The organism is Binatus soli (SeqCode) (assembly GCF_050015535.1).
Classification (GTDB): Bacteria; Desulfobacterota; Binatia; order Binatales; family Binataceae; genus Binatus; species Binatus soli.
This window is the reverse complement of sequence record NZ_JBEKBF010000004.1, coordinates 97040-119707: the sequence shown is the minus strand read 5'-3', so window position 1 is coordinate 119707 and position 22668 is coordinate 97040. Positions and strand designations below refer to the sequence as shown.

Below are 22668 nucleotides of genomic sequence, written 5' to 3'. Positions count from 1 at the left end.
ATGATTGACCCGTCAGACAATGGGATGCGAGGGCGCATTGGGCGCGCGCGATGGGATAACTCTTCAATGATGGGGGCAAAGCCCCGTCGGCGCGTGCCCCCGGCCGGATCGGGCAATCTTGTACCGGCCGCCCACAATCGGCACAGTCTTCTAAAGAGGGGCGCCGGCATGGGCGGCGGATATAGAGCCGACTGCCGTGCGGCGCCCAAGGGAAACGACGTGACCAGGAACGGAAACTTTTTCAATCTCTACAATCACGATTTCGTCAGAATCGCGGTTGGAGTGCCGTCCGTTCGCGTCGCAGATCCCGCTTACAACGCCGAACACACCGTCGCGCTGATCCGCGAAGCCGCCGAGCGCAAGGCGGTGCTCGCACTGTTTCCCGAATTGGGGCTGAGCGCCTATTCGTGCGACGATCTGTTTCAGCAGCGCGCGCTGCTCGACGCATGCCTTGACGCAATTGCCGGGGTTGTCGAGGCGACCGCGAAGCTTTCGATCGTCAGCGTGGTCGGAGCGCCGCTCCAGATCGATCATCATCTGTATAACTGCGCGATCGTGATTCATCGCGGGCGGATTCTCGGCGTCGTGCCGAAGACGAATCTCCCGAACTACCGCGAGTTCTACGAACCGCGGCAATTTGCCTCGGCCGACGCCGCGACGCGCGACGAAATCGACCTGGCCGGGATTGCCGCGGTTCCGTTCGGCAACAACCTCATCTTCCAGCACGAGGAGCAGCCGCTGCTCACGATTCACGCCGAGATTTGCGAGGACTTGTGGGTTCCGATTTCGCCGTCGTCATATGCGGCGCTGGCCGGCGCGACGGTGCTGCTGAACCTGTCGGCGTCGAACATCACGATCGGCAAGGCCGACTACCGCCGCTCGCTGGTCACCAGCCAATCCGCGCGATGCATTGCGGCGTACGCATATTCGGCGGCCGGAGTGGGCGAATCGACGACCGATCTCGCCTGGGACGGCCATGCATTGATCGCCGAGAACGGCAACATCCTCGCCGAGTCCGAGCGCTTCAAGGATCGGCCGCAAGTGGTCTCGGCGGAAATCGATCTCGAACGGCTGTCGCAGGAACGGATGCGTCAAAACACGTTCGGCGACACGGCTCAGCGCGAGCTCGAGCGAGTGCGGCGCTTTCGGCGGATTTCATTTTCGACGGAATTGCCGCGGCGCGGGAAAATGCTTCTGCAGCGGCACTACGAGCGCTTCCCTTACGTGCCCTCGGATCCCGCAACCCGTGACGAGCGATGCGCCGAAGTCTTCGACATCCAGGTTCAAGGCCTGGCGACGCGACTGCGCTCGACCGGCCTGGAGCGCGTCGTGATTGGAATCTCGGGCGGAATCGATTCTACCCACGCGCTGCTGGTATGCGCGCGTGCGATGGACCGGCTCGGCTCACCGCGCAAAAATATTCTTGCCGTCACGATGCCCGGCTTTGCCACCAGCGCGCGAACTCTCGAGCAGGCGCGCCGCCTGATGAAGTCGCTCGGCTGCTCGACCGATGAAATAGACATTCGGCCGAGTTGCATGCAGATGCTCAAAGACATCGGGCATCCCTATGCCGAAGGCAAAGAAGTTTACGATGTCACGTTCGAGAACGTGCAGGCGGGCGAGCGCACCAGCCACCTTTTTCGATTGGCGAACCTGCGCGGCGGGCTGGTGGTCGGCACCGGCGACTTGAGCGAGCTCGCGCTGGGATGGTGCACCTACGGCGTCGGCGATCACATGTCTCATTACAGCGTCAATGCGAGCGTGCCGAAAACATTGATCCAGCACGTAATTCGATGGCTCGCGCAAACTGAAAGCCTCGGCCGCGAAACCAGTGCGACGTTGCTCGAAATTCTCGCCACTCCAATCAGCCCCGAGCTGATCCCCGGCACGTCGGAGGACGGACATCCCAGCCACGACACCGAAGCGACGCTTGGCCCCTACGAGCTGCACGATTTCTTCCTTTACTACACGCTGCGCTTCGGATACCCGCCGCCGAAGGTCGCGTTCCTCGCTTACAATGCGTGGCGCGACAAGGACGCGGGCGAGTGGCCGGACATTTCGCGCGATCGCCGCAACCAGTACGACATCGCGACGATCAAGGGACATCTGCATACGTTTCTGTACCGGTTCTTCCAGTTGAGCCAGTTCAAGCGCAGTTGTATCCCCAACGCGCCCAAGGTTGGTTCGGGCGGATCGCTCTCGCCGCGCGGCGACTATCGGGCGCCCTCGGACAGCGAAGCGACCGCATGGCTCGAGCAATTGAAGTCGATCCCCGACAAAGATTAATCTCGCCATCGTTTTCGCGGACGGCTTGCAGGCTCTTCGCGATTCAGTGAAAAGTGAAAACGTGAAAAATGAAATTGATCGACGATTTGACTGCGCAGCGGCGCCCCGCGTGCACTCTGCGATGAGGGAGTGAGATGCTAAAGCCTTCGGGAACGATATTTGCCTTGCTTGCGCTGGCTGCCGCCGCCGCGCTCGCCGCGCCTGCCTCTGCGCAGCAGTCCGCCGAGAAGGGTACGCCGCAGCAGCAGGAATTGGCGCGCAAGATGGTCGACGCTATGTACGCGAAAGATTCCACCGCGATTAAGCGGCTGTTCGCGCCGTCCACGCTGAAATGCATCGGCAAGAACGAGGATTATCTTGACGACCGGATAAGGAAGCAATTCGCTCTTCCAATCAGCAAGAACTATCACCTGACGGTTACCAAGCTTGCGGCAAATGTGAGGATGCCGAACAAGTTCTCCACCTACCCAATGCCGCCGACTGATCTGATGGGAATAGAATTCGCCACCCAGGACGGCGGCACCGCCACGGTGAACGAAACGATCGGCCAGGAAGACGGCAAGTGGTACGAGGCACAGCCATGCCCAACGGAACTTGGGATGCAACGGTTTGCCAAGCAGCAGCAGATGCGCGCTGCCGGTCGCAAACAGACCAAGGAAGCTATGGCGCGTGTCCAGGAGCCGCTCAAGTCGCAGCTGCTAGCGTTCGTCGCCAAGCGCGATAATGCCGATGCGTGGAAGCTCTGCATGAAATCCCTGCATGTTGACTTTAAGACTGCTCGGGGAATAGTTGCGATGCTCGCGGGTGACGAAGCCGACTGAAGCCGCGGGAGAACGGCCACGAAAATCGATCGATACGTGCCACTTGGCGGGCCAGACTCCATTGGCCGATAGTCCCGCAAATCCGCCGATGAATAGCACGCTTGCAGAGTATCTCGCGATGCTGGTGCGGGTTTCGCACTGGCATTTGATCGGCGTGCTCATCGTGATGCTCCTGTATTCGCTGAGCGAGGGGGTCGGCTTCGCGCTGCTACTTCCTACCCTGCAGGTGGCGGGCTTCAATCTCGCCGGACAGGGCGAGGCGGGACGCTACGCGGCGATCGTTTCGAATGCATTCGTTGCGGTGGGGCTACGCCCGTCGCTGATTCTTCTGCTTGGCGTATTCGTAATGCTGGTTGGCGCGCGAACGGTGCTGGGACAGATGCAGAACGTGTGGACTTATGCGGTTCAGCAGGAAGTCGAGCATCATCTGCGCCGTCGCCTCTACCGTGCGATTGCGGATGCGAACTGGTTGTTCGTATGCCGTAGTCGGGCTTCGGATTTCACTCACGCGCTGACCTCTGAAATCGACCGAGTCGGTACGGCCACCGATCTCGCCCTCGTATTCACTGGCGAAGTTGTGATCGGAATGCTCTACATGGCGATTGCGTTTGCGTTGTCGGCCGGGATGACTGCATTGGTGCTGATCTCCGGCGCGATTCTGGTGTTCGCTTTTCGCGGTCGCACGCATGCGATCGAAAACCAGGGCGAAAAGGTCTCCGCAACCAACAAGTCGCTCTACGCCGCCACCATCGAGCATTTGCAGAGCCTCAAAGCGGCCAAGACTTATGGCGCGGAAGCGCGTAACTTTTCGATTTTCTCCGAGTTGAGCGCCGATGTTGCCCGAGCCAACGTGGACGGTACGCGTCAGCTGGCGATCGCCGCGACCTGGTTCGAACTCGACTCGGTCGTAATCCTCGCGGTGGTGCTGTTCGTGTCGATTCAAATCCTGGCGGTGCCGCCAGTGTCAATTCTGATCCTGTTGCTGCTGTTCGCGCGCGTGATGCCGCGAATCATGAGCGGCCAGTACCACTACCGCGCCTTCGTCAATGCACTGCCATCGTTCGCCAACCTGCTGGATATCGAAACCCGATGCGCCGCTGCCGCTGAGCCTGCAATGCATCCGCACGATCGGCTCTCGCTCACGCGCGAACTTGCCGCTGACGGCGTATCGTTTACCTACCGCGAGGGACGCGTGCCCGCGGTCAGAGATTTGAGCCTGGTGATTCCGGCGGGGAAAATCGTCGCGCTGGTGGGGCCGTCGGGAGCCGGCAAGAGTACCATCGCCGACATTCTCATGGGCCTGATCGCGCCCGACTCGGGAACGCTCAGACTCGACGGCCGGCCGCTCGGACCCGAGGGCGTGCGCGGATGGCGCGATCAAATCGGCTACGTGGCGCCCGACACGTTTCTTTTTCACGACACGATTCGTGCAAACCTCAAATGGGCCCGCCCCGACGCCAGCGAGGACGAAATGCTAACGGCGCTTCGACAGGCGTCCGCTTTCGATTTCGTCGCGGGACTAAGCGACGGGCTCGATACTATCGTCGGCGATCGTGGAATTCTGCTGTCGCAGGGAGAGCGCCAACGGCTCGCGCTGGCGCGCGCATTCCTGCGCCGCCCTTCGATGTTGTTTCTGGACGAGGCGACCAACAGCCTCGATTCCGAAAACGAACGACGTGTGCTCGATGCGATCGAAAGCCGCCGCGGCGAACTCACCGTCGTACTAATCGCGCATCGCCTGTCGACCATCCGATGGGCCGATCTGATTTACGTCGTCGAAGGCGGGAAGGTGGTCGAGTCGGGCAATTGGTCGTCGCTTAGCGCGCTGCGCGACGGCCGTTTCCGAGCGCTATGGGAAGCGCAGAGTCTGACCGTCTGATCGAGATCCAGCCCGCATTCACGTCACATTGTGTTAATCCGCGGCTAATTGTTCTGACATGTTTCCGAACTAATGTGACGCCGTTCGTGGAGCGTAGGTGTTTGCTTGAGCGGATGCCGCTCAGCGACGGCATAGATCGCCTGTGGGAGGGAACATGAACATTCGATCGCGTATATCGTCGCTTCTGTTGCCAACGGTGGCCGGCTTGGCGCTGCTTTTGAGCGGATGCGCGCAGCAACGCGAGCTGGGTTGGTGCACTGTTTACGGCGCCGCCGCGGGCGCGCTGATTGGCACTGGCGCCGGCTTCGGTATCGGCGAGGCCGCAAAAGGCAACAGTGGCTTTGATACGAGAGTCACCACGGGTGCGGTGGCCGGCGCGGGAATCGGCGCGGTAATAGGCGGAGTCGCGGGCCATTACCTTTGCGATCCGATCGTTCAACCGCCGCCTCCACCACCACCACCTCCGCCCCCTCCGCCACCACCACCGCCGCCGCCTCTTCCGCCGGTGAAGGAGAAGCTGGTACTGCGCGGCGTGCATTTTGATTTCAACAAATCGAACATCCGTCCCGGCGATGCCGCCGTGCTGGACGAGGCCGCCTCAACGCTCAAGGCCAATCCCGGCGTTGAAATTGACGTGAATGGATATTGCGATGCGATCGGAGGCGAGGAGTACAACCTGAGGTTATCCGACCGGCGCGCGAATGCCGTCGTCGATTACCTGGTCAAGGATGGAATCGCCGCGAACCGGCTGATTCCGCACGGCTACGGCAAGACCAATTTCGTGGCGACCAACGATACTGCCGAAGGGCGCGCGCAGAACCGTCGCGTCGAACTGGTGCCCGAACAGTAAGGATGCATACAACGGGGCGCTCGCAATCTCGCGAGCGCTCCGCGCTCACAGACTGAATTCGGAATGCGAGAGGGGGGACTTGAACCCCCACGCCTTGCGGCACCGGATCCTAAGTCCGGCGCGTCTGCCGTTCCGCCACTCTCGCTTGAGTTGAAAAGGTATTGGAAACCCGCGGCTTTTTGAAGCGTTACTCGATGACGCGCGGGGTCGGCGTCGCTGCTGGCTTTGGAGTGGCGCGGATGTGCTCGAATACCGCCTTGTTGGCGGTGGCAAGCTGACCGACGGCGGCTAGGATTCTATCCGACATCTCGTCGGCAGCGTTTTTGCCGACTCGAAACACGGAGGAATCTTCGTACACTTCGCCCGGCAGCCTGTCGGAATAGATCGTGAACGCGACCGATACCGCGGACATCGTGCCGGAAAGCTTGCCATCGACTCCCGGCAGTCCCGCAAACAAGTCCACGCACCAGAGATGCACTGCGATTCCGTAGGCGTCCGTGTGATCGACGAGCCGATATGCGGCCGAATCGCGAACTTTGTCCTTGAAGGCGGAGCAAAAGCTTTCGCCGACCGGATCGGAGCAATGACAGTCCACAAAGACGCTGAGTCGGTTTTTGTTTTCGTTGCCTGCCGCTCGCGCCTGCGCGGGAAAGATCAGCAGGACCAGGGCCAGCATTCCGATTGAGGCTGCGATATTCGGTTTCAAAGTAAATGGCAGGGTAGCGGAGTCGCGGCGATCTGAGCAAATGCATCTTTTTCAGCATTGCGGCAGCGCCCCCCTCGCATGCTAGTATGCCACGGTTATCTTCAACGAGGGAGTTCGAACATTATCCGATGCTGCTAAACATGAATCAGTTGGGGCGAAATCGCCTTGAGTCCGCGCGGCGTATCGTTCCCGCCATTGCCGCCGTCGCAATCGTGTGCGCGGCCATTGCCACGCATCCTGCATGGGCCGACGACCCCAACGCCGTAGTTGCCACGGTCGGCGATCACAAAATCAGCGAGAAGGACCTCGACGCAAAGGTCAAGCCGCAGCTCGATCAGATGCGCGCGTCGCTCGAGAAGCGCGTCGATCAACTGATCGCCGACAAGACTTTCGATCTCAGGCGCCAGACGCTCGAGTCGATGACCGACGACTACCTGGTCGAGCAGGCCGCCCAGCGCGACAAGCTGAGCGTCGATGCCTACCTCAAGAAAGAATACGCCGGCAAATCGGCCGTGACCGAAGCCGACGCGAAGAAGTTTTACGATAAGAACAAGGCGGCAGGCACCGCGCCGTTCGACAAGATCAAGCCGCAGGTGATGCAAATGCTGAACCGCCAGGCGCTGCTCGAACGCCTGCGCAAGAATGCGCCGGTGAAGATTTTACTCGAGCCCCAGCGCGTCGCGGTGAACAGCAGCGGCCATCCGGCGCTCGGCGCCAAGGATGCGCCCGTCACGATCGTCGAGTTCACCGACTTTCAGTGTCCGTTCTGCAAAAGAACGGAAGACACTCTGAAGCAGTTGCGCGCGAAATATGGCGACAAGATTCGCCTCGTACACATGGACTTCCCGCTGCCGTTCCATTCACACGCGCTTGACGCCGCGAAGGCCGCGCGATGCGCCGACGAGCAGGGCAAGTTCTGGCAATTCCGCGACGCGCTGTTCGCCGATCAGAACAAGCTGGCGCCCGCCGATCTGAAGGCGACAGCCAAGACGCTCCGACTCAATACCGGCCAGTTTGACGCGTGCTTTGACAAGGCGAAATACGACAGCCAGATCAAAAGCGACCAGGCCGCCGGCGAGAAAGTCGGTGTGGACGGAACCCCGGCGTTTTTTATTGACGGCCGGCCGCTCACGGGGGCGCAGCCGCTTCCGAAGTTCGAAGAGATCATCGACTCCGAGCTGGCTGCCGGCGGTGCCAACAAGCAAGCGTCGGCACATTAGTGCGTGCCGAGCACGGAGAGATAAGGCAGGTCCTTTTCTTCCAGCGCCTCGGCTAGCTCAAGATACCAGTACGGATCGCCGAGCTCGGCCTCGGCGCAGGATCGATACGGGCTTTTGCGGCGTCATCCCGAATTCGGGATGCTCGACGGCTGGATAATTGCGGACGCCGACCGGCTTGGGCGCGGCCTACTCTTCTGTCAAGCGTCCGGTATCTACAGGGCGTCCGTATGCGTCAGGAATTGCCATCGGTCACCGCCCTAGCCAAGGTGATTCCCACCACCATGTTTGCCCGAGATAGCGCTGCATCAGTGCGGGAGATTTCGCGCCAGTAGGTGTGGCAGTGGGCGTCGGCGTCAGGGTTGCGGTGGCCGTCGCTGTGGCTGTCGGTGTTGCAGTCGCGGTTGCGGTGGCCGTAGCTGTGGCTGTCGGTGTTGCGGTCGCGGTTGCAGTGGCAGTCGCCGTGGCGGTCGCAGTCGCCGTGGCAGTCGCAGTTGCGGTGGCCGTAGGTGTCGCGGTTGCTGTGGCCGTAAATGTAGCAGTCGCCGTCACGGTTGCCGTAGCTGTTGCAGTGCTCGTAGCCGTTGCCGCGCCAAGCATCAGGATTTCTGCTGCCGCCCCTGCGCTGTAACTCCCGCTTAATGTGCGCTCTTGGCCGGGCATCGTGGCAGTCACCGTGATGGGGTAATAAGAATCTCCCAGCAGTTCAGTGGTGCTCTCTAAGCCAAGATACCCTTGAATATCAAGCATGGGTTCTGGATTGGTGAGCGTATCGCCGGCAGTAGTGACCCAACACGTCGGCAGCATTACCGCGTCCCCTGCTTGCGCACCGGTATCCGACGGTGCCCGCAACGGGCTGGAGGCGCTGGTATTTGCGGTGGGCGTTCCATCATCAGTGCAACCGTTGGCGCCGGAAAAGGCAGCAGCGCCGCAAACTCCAGTGAGACTCACCCCAAAAGCGACAGTAGGATTCGTAGCGCTCGCAGTCGCTTGCCCAAACCACGTTGTCATCGACGCGCCATTGCTATTGAAGCTCGTCGGTCCCAACTCCTTTGTATAGGTATTCCCGCCATCGCTTAGCGAAGGACTGGACATAACGCCGGCGCCGCAGCAGGTGATCGCAATACAATCATTCGTGGATATGCCGGACGGCAGGTTCACAGTGCCTCCAGTGGAGGAGCTGAATGCTGTCGTCGTCGGCGTTCCGTGCGGCGTAATCGTCGGCTGCACGCTGCTGATATAGGTCGCGATGGTAGAGATATTAGTCGCGCTCGAAGCCGCCGCAATGTTCGTGCCGGTTAGTTGCGCCGTGCTGCCGGTTACAACACTCACAGAAGCTCCAGCAGGAACCGAGCTTTCCGTACCCTGTATGGTCCATGCAGCCGCGCTTGGAGAAGTGAAACTGGATTCACCGGTCCCGTGATTTGTGCCGAAGCATTCGACAGCTATCTCGGTCGCATCGGCAAGAGTGCTCGCAGTTTGAGCGCCGGTGAAAGTACTGCTTGTGCTGTTGGTCGAGGAGCCGGTCTGGTCGAACGGCGTCGTTGTAACGCCAGTGAGGTAATAGGGAATGATCGTCTGGGGAATGTTGCCGCTGCCCGAAACCGACTTGAATGTGTAGGTGCCTCCTGCGGCGTTTACAATGTCCACCTGATCCACATCATTGTAATTCGCTGACGAATCGACATGCTTGCGCTCGTTGACGGTCGCGCCCTGACTCGTTTCGGTGATGGTTGGTGCAGATGGCACCGTGCTGGAGCCGTTGCCTATGATGATGCACGCGCCGACCGTCGCTCCTGCCGGTACGCCGGAGATTGAACAGGAATATGCGCCGCCGGATGAAGCGCCGTTGCAGGGCGTGCCCTTTACAAACTGCGGCTCGTCGATGACAGTCTGCGCCAGCGCCGGACGCGGGACGGGCAAGGCGAACAAAGCGGCAACGAAAATCAGCCTCGGCAGCCACCGATAGCGATTATTGCTGCGAGCAGAATGCACAGGCAACGCATGCTCCTCCGCTGCTAATCGCGGGAACGGTCACGACGATTGCCGTATTCGTCGCGCTCGCCTGAATCGGCGGGAACGCATCGTCCAGTTCCGGCGCGCCGCCGCCCACCTCGGTAAATTCATATGACAAAGTTCCGCCCTGAATTCCCGTCACGGTCACAACTCCGCTCACGCTCGAGGCGGGGCTGCTGCAGCTCGCGTCGATTTTCCAGAGATAGTTCGTCAGTCCCGCGGCCGCCGGACAGTTTGTGCTGACTGACGCACCGCCGGAGCCGACCGACGAACAGTAGGTCGTCACATTCGGCGGCCGCAGGCGCACTTGGAGCTGCGCGCGCCCCGGCGCGGCGCTACCGGCAATTAATATACCGGCGAGTAGAATACCGCAGAGTAAATTCCCGATTTTCATGGCAGCTCCTTCGCTCAATCATCCGCAAATTGCGGCCAAAATGACGAATAGCACTATCATTGGAGTCCATTCAGGCTGAACTATGACACCCTGAACTCTCCGTGTGCTTTGCCGGCATGAGTGGCGGGGCGGCTTGCCTTACGAGTCGTTCGACCCTAGACTCTAACCCTCATTCAGCATCGATCAATTTATTGGGAGACCGGCAGGGTTCATCGATTTATGGCGATTAGCTTTCCTTCGACCGAATATTTCGAGGCGCTCAAGGCGCAGATGGCCGCGAACGAGGAAAAATTCCGCCGCCTGGGGTTTATCGACACGACCTTCGGCGTCAGCGTCGGCGTCAATGGCAAGGCGCGCAACTTCGTCCTCGAGTTCGAAGTTTTCGACCTGAAGAACGTCAGCGAGGTGCCGGCGATCGATCTCAAGAAAGTCGATTTCCAGATCGAGGGCGACTCGCGGGTGTGGCGCGAGATGATCGAAAACATCCGGCGCAACGGCGAGGCCGACTCCGCGCACGACATCAACACGCTGGCGCATTTCGGCGAGCGGTTGAAGATTGTTTATGACGATCCCGACGGTCACGACAAACTCTACCGGTTCATGCAATCGATCCAGGAATTTTTCGATCTGTCGAGCAAGCTCGAAGTGAGCTTTTAAGGTTCTAACCAGGCGCGGAGGCGCGGCGACGATGGCATACCTTTCGACCACGAACTTCACCGAAGACAAGGCCTTCATCGACAAGTGGCTATACACGATCAGGACCGGCGAGATGGACCTATCGTGGATGAAGTCTGCGACCGAGAAAATCAGTCCCGAAGAAGCCAATCCGCGCCGCGGACTGACCTACCGTGACCTTAACCTAGGGACTTATGGCTACACCGACATACCCGAGAAGGTTCGCGCCAATCGATCCTACGCGCCGCGCGGCGCCGAGATTCCCGACGGCGTGCCCGACGCGCAGCCATGGGTCTCGCGCAAGAGCGAGCTGTGGGCGTTCAACACCGAGAGCTATTACGAGGAAGCGGTGTCGCGACAGTGGAACGCCACCACCGACATTCCATGGGACCGCCTCGAAGGGGTTGAGCTGCCCGAGGTGACGGGCAAGGCGCTCTCGCAGTTGATGACCTTCCTGACCGAAGTGGAAATGATCGCGACCGATACGCCTGCGATGTGGTTGCCGCGGCTCAACCCCGACTTTATCGAGGTCCGTTCCTTCATCGCGGCGCAGGCGATGGACGAGGCGCGCCATGCGGAGGTCTTCCGCAAGCGCGCGCTTACGACCGGTTGGGGCTTGATGCAGGCCAGCCCGATCAACGAAATGGCGCTGAAGCATCTGCGCGACGCCGATTCGTTCAGCGAGATGTCGGTTGCGCTGCACCTGGTAGCCGAGGGCAACGTGCTCACGATGTTCCGGTTCAGCGAATACCTGTCGCCCACCGACGTGGACAAGAAGATTTTCCGCCTCGTGATGCAGGATGAAGCGCGTCACGTCGGCTACGGCATGCAGCATTTCAAATACGTACTCGAGCACTTTCCCGAGAAACGCGAAGTTCTGCACGCGCACCTGGACGAAGCCGAGAACATTTCGTTCGCCGGCGCGGCAGCAACCGAGCTGACCGAAGCCTTCATCATCCTGGCCGGCGGCGGGCTCAAGAAGGAAAACATCGAACAGGGCGTCCGAGTGACTACTCAGTTCAATCTCAAGCAGATGCAGGAGCATTTCGAGCGTCTGGACAAGTGCGGGATGCCGGAGCGCAAGGAACGTTCGAAGCTCTATCAGATGTACGAGATGGGCCGGGCCGCGGCCGAAAACGCGGGAATCAAGCTCTAAGGACATCAAGCTCCAAGGATAGGACAGGCGGCAACCAAGTGGCATTTTACGCTGACAAGGATTACACGGTTGATGAGACGGTCCTCGACGCCGCGAAAAAGGTGATGGAGGGAAACCTGGGCCTGCATTGGTACGAGGCCAAGACCGAACGCATAACAGGCCGGGCGTCGGACCCGCGGCGCGGACTCACCTACCAGGATCTCGACATCGGCAGTTACGGCTACACCAATATCCCTGAGGACGTGCGCACCAGTCAGTCGATGGTGTCGCGCGGCAGTGAGAAAGTGGGCAAGCTGCCCGACATGGGCTACGTCGTCAATCGCAAGTCCGACGTATGGTCGGACAACGTCGCCGAGCTTTACGAAGAAGACAAGGCGCGGCGATGGGTCCCGGCGACCGACATACCATGGAACGAACTGCACGCTCATCCGATCGCGCCCGAGCTCGAGATGGCGTGTGCGCAGCTCTACACCTTCTTGCAGGAATGCCAGATCGTGTCGATGGACTTTCCCTCGAAGTGGGTTGCGTTGATCAATCAGGACTTCCTCGAACAGAAGAGCTGGCTGTGCGCGCAGATGCTCGACGCGTCGCGCCTGTTCGAAGTGTTTCGCAAGCGCGCGCTCTATGGCGGGGCGGGACTGGGACGCGCCAGCGTCACGGCCGAACAGGGACTCAAAGAATGGCTGTGGGCGGACCAGTTTCCGCAGGGCTCGGTTTCGATCAATTTGTCCCTCGCCGGATTCCTGCTCGTGGTATATCGGCAAGTGGCGGCCTTCGCACCGACCAAAGTCGATCGCGCGATCATGCGCTACGCGATGCAGGACGCGGGACGCCAGACCGCCTATGGACTCGGCCAACTCCGCTACCATCTGAAGCATCGCCCGCTCGAAGTGAACGCGATGGAGGGGTATCTCGACCATACTGAGCACGCCCTGCTCGGATTGATTGGGAGTCCCGAGCTGCTCGAGCCGATGATCATCATCTGCGGAGGCGGACTCGAAAAGGCGCAGGTGGACAAGGGCCGCATCGCCACGGCGAAGTTCATCAGGCTGGTCGTGCGCGAGTACATGGAACGAATCGCGGCGGCCGGGCTGGCGGGCCATGCCAGGCGCAGCCGCATCCCGGCCATGATCGATCGCATTTCGGCGTCCGCGTAAGACACCCGGATAGAGCATCGCTGGCGCATGTTTTCTGCGTCGTGCGGCGCTGCTAAACTGCGTGCATGCCAAATCGTGGTTCCGCATCGATAGCCGGCGCGCCGGAGACGCCGGACTGTTCCAAGCGGGCGCCTGAAGACGCTCCCGACGACCCCGACCAACGTAGCCGCGGCTTTTTCGAGCGACTCTTCGACCGCATCGTTCCGCCGACTGCGCTGGTGCGCTTTCTCGGTTACGTCCGGCCGCATCTATGGCTGGTGGCGGGCGGCTCCGTCATGGGCATCCTGAAATTCACGCTGCCGCTCGCGTTTCCGCTCGCCTTCAAATATGTCTTCGACGTTTTACTGGTTCCGCAGCCGCATCCGGAGCATTTGAACCAGATGTTCGACCGATGGTGCAGCTCGCTTGCCGCGACGCTTCATCTCGGCGCGGGATCGGCAGCCAAGCTCGAAGCTTTGACCGCGGCGCTGTTCGCGCTGTTCCTGATTCAGGCGATTGCGACTTACTTCCGCAATTACTGGGCGAGCATGGCGGGTCATCGGCTGATCTTCGACCTGCGCTACGCGCTGTATCTGCACATGCAGCGCCTGTCGCATTCGTTTTTCGATCGTACGGCTTCGGGCGCGGTAGTCTCGCGCTTCATTTCCGACATCTCGATGGCGCAGAATTTCGTCGGCTCCGCGATGATAAACATCTGGATGGACGGCGTGTCGCTGGGCTTCGTGATTTGGCTGTTGTTTTACCTCAACGTGCGGCTGGCGTGGATCTCGCTGATAGTCATTCCGTTCTACGTCGCGGTGATCAGAATTCTCTCGCCGAGAATCAAGGAGACCAGTCACGACCTGCAGGAAGTGGTCGAGGAATTTTCCGGTGAGCTGCAGGAGCGCGTCGCCGGAATCTCGACGACGAAATCGTTTGCGCGCGAGGCGTACGAGGCGCGCCGGTTCCATCAGCGAACCACCGAGCTTTACGACCTGACGATTGAGAGCGTGAAGCTTTCCTCGACCCATCAGATGTTCACCGAGTTCATCTCACGCGGCGCGCCCTTGATCGTGATCTGGGCGGGCGCGCTGATGATCATGCACGGTCAGATGACGATTGGAACGGTGGTCGCGTTCTTTGCGTTTTTGGGCGCGCTGTACCTGCCGCTGCAGCGGTTCTCGGAATTGTCGATCATCGTGGCGACTGCGCTGGCCGCCATCGAGCGGATTTTCGCGTTTTTCGACGAGACGCCCGAGGTGCACGACGCGCCCGGTGCGCCGGCGCTTAAAGTGAAAAGCGGCATGGTCGAGATCGAGCATCTGCGCTTCGGCTACAAGCCGCTGGACGGCGGGCCGTTGCGCATCATTCTCGACGACGTGAACCTGGCCGTCCCCGCCGGGACCACGGTGGCGCTGGTTGGACGCTCGGGAGCAGGCAAGACCACGCTCGCCAGCCTGATTCCGCGCTTCTACGAACTGGCCGCAGGCCGAATTTTGATCGACGGCACTGACATTTCGAGCGTTACGCTCAAGTCACTGCGCGATTCAATCGGGATTGTTCCGCAGGACGCGATCCTGTTCAGCGCGTCAATCCGCGAGAACGTGCAATATGGGCGCCCCGGCTCGCCCGACGCAAATGTTTGGCGCGCGCTCGAGCAGGCCAACATCCGCGACTTCGTCGATTCGATGCCCGGCAAGCTCGACACGATGATAGGCGAGGGGGGAGTGCGGCCTTCGACCGGTCAGCGTCAGCGCCTCGCGCTGGCGCGCGTCTTTCTGAAAGACCCGCCGATATTGATTCTCGATGAAGCCACCTCCGGTCTCGATTCGGAAGTCGAAAACCTGATTCACGACGCCGTGCGCCGCCTGATGAAGGGGCGGACGTCCTTCCTGATTGCGCATCGGCTCGCCAGCGCGGTCGATGCCGATGTGATCGTCGCGCTCGATCGCGGGAAGATCGTTGAGGTCGGTTCGCATTCGGAGCTCGTGAAGCGCGCGGGCGTGTACTCGCAACTCTTCAACGAGCAGACTCGCAAGCTGCGCCTGACGCCCGACCACATCGCGCGCGTGGCCGGTTCGCTGAGTCCTGCGCCGGGGGGAGATCGCACCGATTAGCGGAGGGCCGCAGACGGCGGGTTCGTCGAGGCGGCTATATTATTGAAATCAGGTAGAGGAACAGGGCAAAGAAGAGCGCCCCGACGATCACGACCTCCGCGATCATTGCCGCCATGCTTCTGGCGGGAGCCAACGAGCGATCGTCAGTCTCATATTTGATCGTGATCGGCCCGATGCTCGGTTGCGTTGACGAACCAGACGTCGTCGGCAAATTGGTAATCGACAGCAGGCTGATCCGTTCCCCCGCCTCCTGAAGCCATTCTTCATAGTCGTCGGTGTTGGCGAACCGCTTGGTGAAAATAGCCATTCTCACCCCTTGTTGACGCCGGCAGGCGCGTACAAGAGGAAATTAAGCATGACCGCGCGTTAAGTCAAATAGTGCGATTTGCCAATTACGCATCTCTACGCGCGCCAATTGGCGTCTTTGCTATTGGTAAGGATAAAAGACGTAAAACAGAATCGACAGGCCGCATAGCAACCACAATCCGGCGTGGACCTCGCTACGGCGTCCGGCGGCGAGCTTGACCAGTGGATAAAGAATCAGTCCAGCCGTGATTCCGATCCCGATGTTGTAGGTGAAACTCATCAGGGCGATCACCGTGAAGGCGGGAATCAGTTCGGTGTAATCGTCGAAGTCGATTTTGACGACCGGCGCAACCATCATCGCGCCTACGACAATCAGCGCCGGCGCGTATGCGGCGGCCGGGATCGCGGCTACCAGGGGCGCGAAGAACAGCGACATCGCGAACAGAGCTGCGACCACCACGGCAGTCAGGCCAGTGCGTCCTCCGACCTGGACGCCGGCCGCGGATTCGATGTACGCGCCTGAGGTGGTGGTGCCCACCAGTCCCGCGAACATCGTGGCGATCGCGTCGGCAAGCATCGGGCGTTCGATCTGCGGCAACGTGCCGTCGGCGTCGAGAAATCCGGCGCGCGCGGAGACTCCGATTAGCGAACCCATCGTGTCGATCAACGCCATCACGAATATCGTCAACAGTACGCCGAAAAATCCGACGCTCAACGCGCCTCGCAGATCGAGTTTCAGCATGATGGGCGCGGGATTCGGCGGCATGCTGACCCACGCCGACGGCGCCTTCGCGACACCCGCGACAAATGCAATGGCAGTCGAGATCAAAATCCCGAGCAGGATTGCGCCCGGCACGCGCCGGACCATCAGTACCGCGATCAGCACGAAGCTGAGCACCGCGATCTCGGCCGACGGCGCCGCGAGGTTCCCCAGTCTCACCGGTGCGCCTGCCACGCCAATCGCGACGATTCCCGATTCGTTGAGTCCGATGAAGCTGAGGAACAGTCCGATTCCCACTCCGAAGCTGTAGCAAAGGCCCGGCGGGAGCGCTTCGACCATCCATTGCCGTACGCGCGCTACGGTCAACAGCGCGAACATCACGCCCGCCAGGAACACGGCAGCCATCGCGGTTTGCCAACTGTAGCCAAGCACCTTCACGACCGTGTATGCGACGAACGCGTTCTCGCCCATGTACGGCGCGATCGCGAACGGACGATTGGCGTACAGGCCCATCACGAGCGTTCCGACCACCGCCGTCATCACGGTCGCCACCATCGAAGGTCCTTCGGGGATGCCCGCGGCTTTCAGAATGGCCGGATTGACCGCGATTATGTACGACATCGTGACGAACGTGGTGACGCCCGCCAGCACCTCGCGTCGAAACGTGGTGCCTGCAAGTTCCAACCCGAAGTAATTTGCTATTCGCGATTGCAAAAAAACGCGTCCCCGGCCGATCCGCGAGCCCTGAATTAACACGTCGCGACAAGCACATGCCACAAGAATGCGTGTAAATGCGGTTTGGTATATAACGAACGAATCGCGAGCTGCGATTCACGCCCGCATTGTCGCCGGCCGTCAATCCTGGCGCACGTCAAGAGTGGAAAAATGAAAGAAGAACTGCCTGCGAAGGCTCCGGAAGCAAGACCAATCGCGAAGCGGCCGGCGACCGTGAAGCCGCCGGCGCTCAAATCGACAACCACTCTTGCGGTGGACGTTGGCGGGACTGGAATCAAGGCCGCCGCGCTCGACGAAAAAGGCAAGCTGATAACCGAGCGGCAAAAGATCAAGACGCCGCGTAACGCGACGCCGAAAAAGCTGATCGCGATTATCGCAGAGCTCGCCGGGATGGCCGGGGCGTTCGACCGGGCGTCGGTGGGATTTCCGGGCGTGGTCAAAGATGGCGTCGTTTACACCGCGCCGAATCTGGGCAAAGGATGGAACAACTTCCCGCTCGAGGCTGCGCTGAAGAAGAAACTCAAGCGGCCTGTACGAGTCGCCAATGACGCCGACGTGCAGGGCCTGGGCTGCGTGACCGGCCACGGCGACGAACTGGTGATCACACTCGGGACCGGGTTCGGATCGGTGCTGTTCGTTGACGGGCGCCGGATGCATCTCGAGCTGGGGCATCATCCGTTCCGCAACGGTAAGACCTACGAAGACGAGCTCGGCAATCGGGCGTTCGTGAAGAAGGGCAAAAAGAAGTGGAACAAACACCTGCGCGAAGCGATTGACGAGATGGCGAAGATGTTCAACTACGACAGGCTTTACCTCGGTGGCGGCAATGCGGCGGCTATCAACTTCAAGTTGCCGCCCAACGTCAAGGTAGTGAGCAATACGGAGGGCCTGCTCGGCGGTATCAAGCTGTGGCAGTATGAAGCTGTCGCGAAAAAGTGATTTTCGAATGGAGGGTGGCCGAGTGGTTGAAGGCGCTGGCCTTGAAATCACGTTCTGCGCAGTATAACAAGTGATCTAAGGCTCGGTATCTAGCGAGAACGCGGACTTTTTGACTGCCACAGCCCTAGTCTTGCTATATCCACGATGATAATCTAATCCGCCGATGAGCTTAAGATTAGCAATTTTAATGACGTTGGCCGGCGCCCTGATTTCCCTCACAGGAGTGCAGGCTGCGGGTACCGCATCAGATCCTCCTTCCATCGCCTCCTGCATGACTTGTCACGACGATCCGAAGTTTGTGCACAAGCTGGGCGACGGCAAGAAGATCTCGCTTTTCATCGACCAACACGCTTTCGCCCATTCCGTCCACGGGGGGAAGCTCGTCTGCACCGACTGTCACACCGATATGGTCGAATCTCCGCACGATACGAAGCATTTCCCGAACCGGCTCGCGATGCGCTTGGCGTATTACGAGATGTGCAAGCGATGCCATTTCCCGGAGTACAGCAGGCTGCTCGACGGCGTTCACTACGCCAAACTCGCCAAGGGCGACCAAAATGCGCCGACCTGCGTCGATTGTCACGGCTCGCACGCGATGACGCGGCCGGCCCGGCCACGCGCCCTGATTTCGCGCACATGCGCCCAGTGCCACACGGCGATCGCCGCCGCCTACGTCCGAAGCGTCCATGGCAAGGCGCTGCTCGAAGAAGACAACCACGATGTGCCGGTCTGCACCGACTGTCATCATCCGCACGACAATTCCAATCCGCGTGCGGCGTCGTGGCATTTGGCCATCCCGCAGTTGTGCGCTCGATGTCATACCAACAAGCAGATGATGGCGAAATACCGGATATCGACCGACGTGCTTACGACCTACCTGGCCGACTTCCACGGGGTGACGGCCTCGATCGAGCGCTCCGAGAAGGCGGACCCGCGCGCGTTCACCGCAACCTGCACGGATTGTCACGGCATACATGACATCGCGCGGGTCAACGACCGGAGCTCGCCGGTGATAAAGGCGAACCTGCTCGCGACCTGCCGCCGATGCCATCGCGCGGCCGGTCCCAACTTTCCTTCGGCGTGGATTGGACATTACGAGCCGAGCCTGCGCCATGCCCCGTTGGTGTACGCAGTCAGCGTCTTTTACATGATATTCATCCCGTTCGTGATCGGCGGATTGGTGCTTCAGATTCTGCTGCATCTGTGGCGGGTAGTGGTGAACCGATGAACGAGTATGTAATCAGGTTTTCCGTTGAGCGGCGGATCGAGCACGCCTGCGTGATGCTGCTGTTTCTGGTGCTGGCGGTGAGCGGCTTCGCGCAGAAATTTTTCGAGGCGCAATGGGCGCAGTGGCTGATCGCGGCGATGGGAGGCCTCCAAAACGTGCGATGGGTTCACCGGGGTGCAGGAATCCTGTTTGCGGCGGTCGTTGTCGGCCACCTGGCGTGGGCCCTGTACCTGGTGGCCTCCCGCCGGTCGAAGCCTTCGATCGTTCCGACCCGCAAGGACTTTAGCGACGCGGTGATGATGATCCGTTACTACTTGCGGCTCTCCGACGAGCAGGCTCAATTCGACCGTTATGACTACCGGCAGAAGTTTGAGTACTGGGGAATGGTGCTGGGCTCGATGCTGATGATCATGACCGGGTTCATGCTCTACCTTCCCGTGCTGACAACGCGCCTCCTGCCCGGCGAGTTCATCCCGGCGGCACGAATCGCGCATAGCAATGAGGGGCTGCTGGCCTTTCTGGTCGTGATCACCTGGCATATCTACAACGCTCATTTATCGCCGGACGTATTTCCGTTTGACGTTGGCATTTTCACCGGAAAGGTGACCCGTGAGCGCATGGAAAAGGAACATCCGATCGAGTACGACCGAATGCGCGCCGATGCAAAGCAAGAGCGCGACGCGCACCCTGAAGCTTGAGCACGGCGCGCGGGCGGGCGCTGCGGGTACGTCCCAACCTCGCACGCGCAGTCGTTTAGCCGGTCACCCTGCGACGGACGGCGCCGCCCGGACGGTGGGCGGATGGAACAATGGCAACGGTCGCTGCTAAGCAGAGTGCGCGGCGCGGTCTTCGCACACGGATCGTGCTCCTGACGATGGCCGGGACGCTCGGCCCGATCGCATTGCTGGGCTCGCTGAGTTGGTCAAGCGTGCACTCGCTGGAAAACCAGGTGCTGGCCGAGCGCCAACATCTGGCTATCAGCATGGCCGCACATGTTGATTCGGTGGTGAATTCGCAACTCGAGCTGCTCGAGGCGATCTCGCCCGCACTGGGAGTCGGCGTGGCCGGCGATCCGACCGTTGCGCACGGCGCGCTCAGAGAGGCCTATCTTCGCTCCCGCCTCCTGTCCCAGGTGTTCTTGCTCGGCAGCACCGGCCGGCTCGTCGAAGCGGAACCCGTCGAGGGCCCCGGCCTCGATCCGTCGTTGAAGGAACTTCCCGCCGTCAGGGAAGCGCTCGAAAAGGGTGTGCCGGAAGTCTCGGCGCTCTCGACGGGCCCAGCCGGTGCCCATCGGCTCTTTCTCCTGATACCGGTCAGGAACCTGCAGAGCCAGGTGGCCGGCCTGGTGGGTGGGGAGATTCTCCCGGAAAGCCCGGGCTTTCGCGCGCTGCTGAACTTCGTACCGCTGGATACGGGCGAGACCGTCGACCTGGTGGATCAGAACGGTATCGTCATCGCTAGCACGGCGGCCACGCGGCTTTATACCGAGAGCGACCATCGTCATTCTCTCGAGGCGCTCATCAAGCAGCAGAGGCAGATGTCCGGCACTTGTCACGGATGTCACGAGAGCGGCCCAGTCAACGTCCGGGTGGACGAGGTGATGGCGTTTGCGCCGCTGTCGCCGCGGACGCCATGGGGAATAAATATCCGTCAACCCGAGAAGCGGGCGTTTTCCACAGCGGTGGCCCTGCGGTGGAAGATTCTCGCGGGGGCCCCCGCACTCGTTCTGCTGTCGCTGATGTTCGCTCTCGGCGCCGCCGCCAGTATCACCGCGCCGCTGTCGCTGCTGACTAGGACGGCCGGGCGGATCGCCGCCGGCGAGCTCAAGACCCCGATTCCCGAACTCGGCGCGGACGAGGTCGGACAGCTCGGTGCGGCGCTCGAGCAGATGCGGGTCGCGCTCAGGCAATCGCTGGAGGATGTGGCGGGCGCTCGCGACCAGCTCGAGTTGCGGGTCAAGGAACGGACGCGGGAGATCAACCGGCTCTACCAGGAACTCAGGCAGCGCGATGAACTCAGGGCCAAGCTCTTGCAAAAGCTCATCAGCGCCCAGGAAGAGGAGCGCCGGCGGATCGCGCGCGAGCTCCACGACGAGACCAGCCAGCTTGTTGGCGCGCTCGCACTCGGGCTCGACACCGCGATGGCGACGCTGCCACATGGGGCTTCGACCGATCGCCTGCAGGAAGTAAGAGCGCTCGCTATCAAGACGCTCGACGGGATTCACCGGATGAGCTTTGACCTGCGGCCCTCGATGCTCGACGATCTCGGACTTTTTCCTGCGATCAGATGGTACGCCGAACGCGACTTGAAGCGGCGCGGAGTCTCGGTCCGTTGCGAATTCGATGAGGCCAACGGACGCCTTCCCCCGGAGGTCGAGACCGCCCTCTTTCGGGCAGTTCAGGAAGCGATCACTAATATTGTAAAGCACGCGCAGGCCAAAACCGTGCTCATCCAGTGCGTGCTCGGGCCGCGGGCGGTTACCGTGGAGATCGAAGACGACGGCGACGGCTTCGATCCGGAGAGCATTTCCGCTACCGCAGTCGACGGACGTGGGCTTGGACTGGCCGGTATCAGGGAAAGGGTCGAGCTACTGGGCGGCAGCGCAGTTATCGAGTCCGCGCCGGGCCAAGGCGCCAGGGTTGTACTGACCGTGCCACTTGTGGCTGATCATGACTAAGGCACCAGGGTTATACTGACCGTGCCACTGGTGGCTGATCATGACTAAGATTCGAGTGCTTATCGCCGACGATCACGCGCTCATGCGTGACGGGATAAAGGCGTTGCTTACCTTGGCCGAAGGTATCGAAGTCATCGGCGAGGCGACCAATGGTCGTGAGGCCATCGAGCAATGCCGGCGCCTCAAACCCGACGTAGTCCTGATGGACATCGCGATGCCTGGCCTTGGCGGACTCGAGGCAACCCTGGAAATCAAGCGCGAAGTGCCAAAGACCCGGGTATTGGTGCTGACCCAGTACGATGACCGTGAGTATGTCCAACGCTTCCTCAAGGCCGGGGTTGCCGGATATGTGCTCAAGCGCGTGCTCGGCTCGGAGCTGGTCGCCGCGATTCGTTCCGTCACCCAGGGCGGCCTCGTGCTCGACCCGGAGATCGCCAGAGAAGCGCTACAACATGCGCCACAGGAGGCGGGAGCCGGGATCGACGATCCTTACGAGACGTTGACTGACCGCGAAAAGCAGGTCTTGAGACTGGTGGCGCTCGGACACAGCAACAAGGAAGTCGCGGGGTTCCTCAAAGTCAGCATCAAGACCGCGATGTCACATCGCGAGCACGTGATGGAGAAACTCAACCTTCACAGCCGAACCGACGTAATTAAGTTTGCTATTAGACAAGGCGTGATCCGCGTCGAGACCTGAGCGTGCCGCCGCAGCCAGCGGTGGCGCTCGCCCCTCTTTCGTATCTCCGCCATCAAGCGGATTCGCGCGCCACCCGCCTGCGCGAATCCGCATCAGAACAACGATCGCGCGA

At 60.8% G+C, this 22668-nt stretch carries 19 protein-coding genes and 1 tRNA gene; 14 read left to right on the top strand and 6 right to left on the bottom strand.

What is annotated here, in order from left to right; translation table 11 throughout:
* The first annotated feature begins 168 nt into the window (after positions 1–168).
* From ABR989_RS04310 to ABR989_RS04295, 4 genes are all read left to right on the top strand, one after another.
* On the top strand, positions 169–2286 hold the full coding sequence (locus tag ABR989_RS04310; protein WP_428125972.1) for an NAD(+) synthase: 2118 nt from the start codon (positions 169–171) through the stop codon (positions 2284–2286).
* A 134-nt stretch (positions 2287–2420) separates the two neighbouring features.
* Positions 2421–3107: a hypothetical protein gene (locus ABR989_RS04305; RefSeq protein WP_428125971.1), complete on the top strand. Its 687-nt coding sequence runs from the start codon at positions 2421–2423 to the stop codon at positions 3105–3107.
* Positions 3108–3195: 88 nt separating this feature from the next.
* Entirely contained in the window at positions 3196–4986 is a 1791-nt protein-coding gene (locus ABR989_RS04300; RefSeq protein WP_428125969.1) for an ABC transporter ATP-binding protein, read from the top strand.
* A gap of 154 nt (positions 4987–5140) precedes the next feature.
* Positions 5141–5836 (top strand): OmpA family protein, encoded by a 696-nt coding sequence (locus ABR989_RS04295; RefSeq protein WP_428125968.1) that lies wholly within the window; start codon positions 5141–5143, stop codon positions 5834–5836.
* 64 nt (positions 5837–5900) lie between these two features.
* Here ABR989_RS04295 and ABR989_RS04290 read toward each other — a convergent pair.
* Both ABR989_RS04290 and ABR989_RS04285 read right to left on the bottom strand, forming a co-directional pair.
* Positions 5901–5981 (bottom strand) — tRNA-Leu (locus ABR989_RS04290).
* Positions 5982–6023: 42 nt separating this feature from the next.
* Positions 6024–6512 (bottom strand): hypothetical protein, encoded by a 489-nt coding sequence (locus ABR989_RS04285; protein WP_428125966.1) that lies wholly within the window; start codon positions 6510–6512, stop codon positions 6024–6026.
* Positions 6513–6670: 158 nt separating this feature from the next.
* Between ABR989_RS04285 and ABR989_RS04280 the strand changes: the two genes are divergently transcribed.
* Positions 6671–7762, top strand: a complete 1092-nt coding sequence (locus tag ABR989_RS04280; protein ID WP_428125965.1) for a thioredoxin domain-containing protein — start codon at positions 6671–6673, stop codon at positions 7760–7762.
* A gap of 249 nt (positions 7763–8011) precedes the next feature.
* On the opposite strand, the gene ABR989_RS04275 is transcribed toward ABR989_RS04280, so the two are convergent.
* On the bottom strand, positions 8012–9760 hold the full coding sequence (locus tag ABR989_RS04275) for a hypothetical protein (RefSeq protein WP_428125963.1): 1749 nt from the start codon (positions 9758–9760) through the stop codon (positions 8012–8014).
* On the bottom strand, positions 9732–10169 hold the full coding sequence (locus ABR989_RS04270; protein WP_428125962.1) for a hypothetical protein: 438 nt from the start codon (positions 10167–10169) through the stop codon (positions 9732–9734). Before ABR989_RS04270 ends, ABR989_RS04275 begins: the two co-directional genes overlap by 29 nt.
* 219 nt (positions 10170–10388) lie before the next feature.
* Here ABR989_RS04270 and ABR989_RS04265 point away from each other — a divergent pair, with 219 nt between their 5' ends.
* From ABR989_RS04265 to ABR989_RS04250, 4 genes are all read left to right on the top strand, one after another.
* Positions 10389–10826, top strand: coding sequence for a hypothetical protein (locus tag ABR989_RS04265; RefSeq protein ID WP_428125961.1), 438 nt, complete (start codon positions 10389–10391; stop codon positions 10824–10826).
* Positions 10827–10857: 31 nt separating this feature from the next.
* Entirely contained in the window at positions 10858–12000 is a 1143-nt protein-coding gene (locus tag ABR989_RS04260; RefSeq protein WP_428125960.1) for a ferritin-like domain-containing protein, read from the top strand.
* Between the two features lie 38 nt (positions 12001–12038).
* A complete protein-coding gene (locus tag ABR989_RS04255) occupies positions 12039–13157 on the top strand; it encodes a hypothetical protein (RefSeq protein WP_428125958.1) in 1119 nt (372 codons plus the stop codon).
* A gap of 65 nt (positions 13158–13222) precedes the next feature.
* Positions 13223–15253, top strand: coding sequence for an ABC transporter ATP-binding protein (locus tag ABR989_RS04250; protein WP_428125957.1), 2031 nt, complete (start codon positions 13223–13225; stop codon positions 15251–15253).
* Between the two features lie 34 nt (positions 15254–15287).
* Here ABR989_RS04250 and ABR989_RS04245 read toward each other — a convergent pair whose 3' ends face one another.
* Together ABR989_RS04245 and ABR989_RS04240 are read right to left on the bottom strand one after the other, a co-directional pair.
* Positions 15288–15560: a hypothetical protein gene (locus ABR989_RS04245; RefSeq protein WP_428125955.1), complete on the bottom strand. Its 273-nt coding sequence runs from the start codon at positions 15558–15560 to the stop codon at positions 15288–15290.
* A 120-nt stretch (positions 15561–15680) separates the two neighbouring features.
* Complete coding sequence (locus tag ABR989_RS04240) at positions 15681–16964, bottom strand: NCS2 family permease (protein WP_428125953.1); 1284 nt, start codon at positions 16962–16964, stop codon at positions 15681–15683.
* A gap of 201 nt (positions 16965–17165) precedes the next feature.
* Between ABR989_RS04240 and ABR989_RS04235 the strand changes: the two genes are divergently transcribed.
* From ABR989_RS04235 to ABR989_RS04215, 5 genes are all read left to right on the top strand, one after another.
* Positions 17166–17954 carry an ROK family protein gene (locus ABR989_RS04235; RefSeq protein WP_428125951.1) on the top strand — a complete coding sequence of 263 codons (789 nt, stop codon included), beginning with the start codon at positions 17166–17168 and terminating at the stop codon, positions 17952–17954.
* A 163-nt stretch (positions 17955–18117) separates the two neighbouring features.
* Positions 18118–19182, top strand: a complete 1065-nt coding sequence (locus ABR989_RS04230; protein WP_428125950.1) for a cytochrome c3 family protein — start codon at positions 18118–18120, stop codon at positions 19180–19182.
* Positions 19179–19880 (top strand): formate dehydrogenase subunit gamma, encoded by a 702-nt coding sequence (locus ABR989_RS04225; RefSeq protein ID WP_428125948.1) that lies wholly within the window; start codon positions 19179–19181, stop codon positions 19878–19880. Before ABR989_RS04230 ends, ABR989_RS04225 begins: the two co-directional genes overlap by 4 nt.
* 110 nt (positions 19881–19990) lie before the next feature.
* Positions 19991–21859, top strand: a complete 1869-nt coding sequence (locus tag ABR989_RS04220) for a sensor histidine kinase (protein ID WP_428125947.1) — start codon at positions 19991–19993, stop codon at positions 21857–21859.
* A gap of 40 nt (positions 21860–21899) precedes the next feature.
* Entirely contained in the window at positions 21900–22556 is a 657-nt protein-coding gene (locus ABR989_RS04215; protein ID WP_428125946.1) for a response regulator, read from the top strand.
* Positions 22557–22668 lie beyond the last annotated feature (112 nt).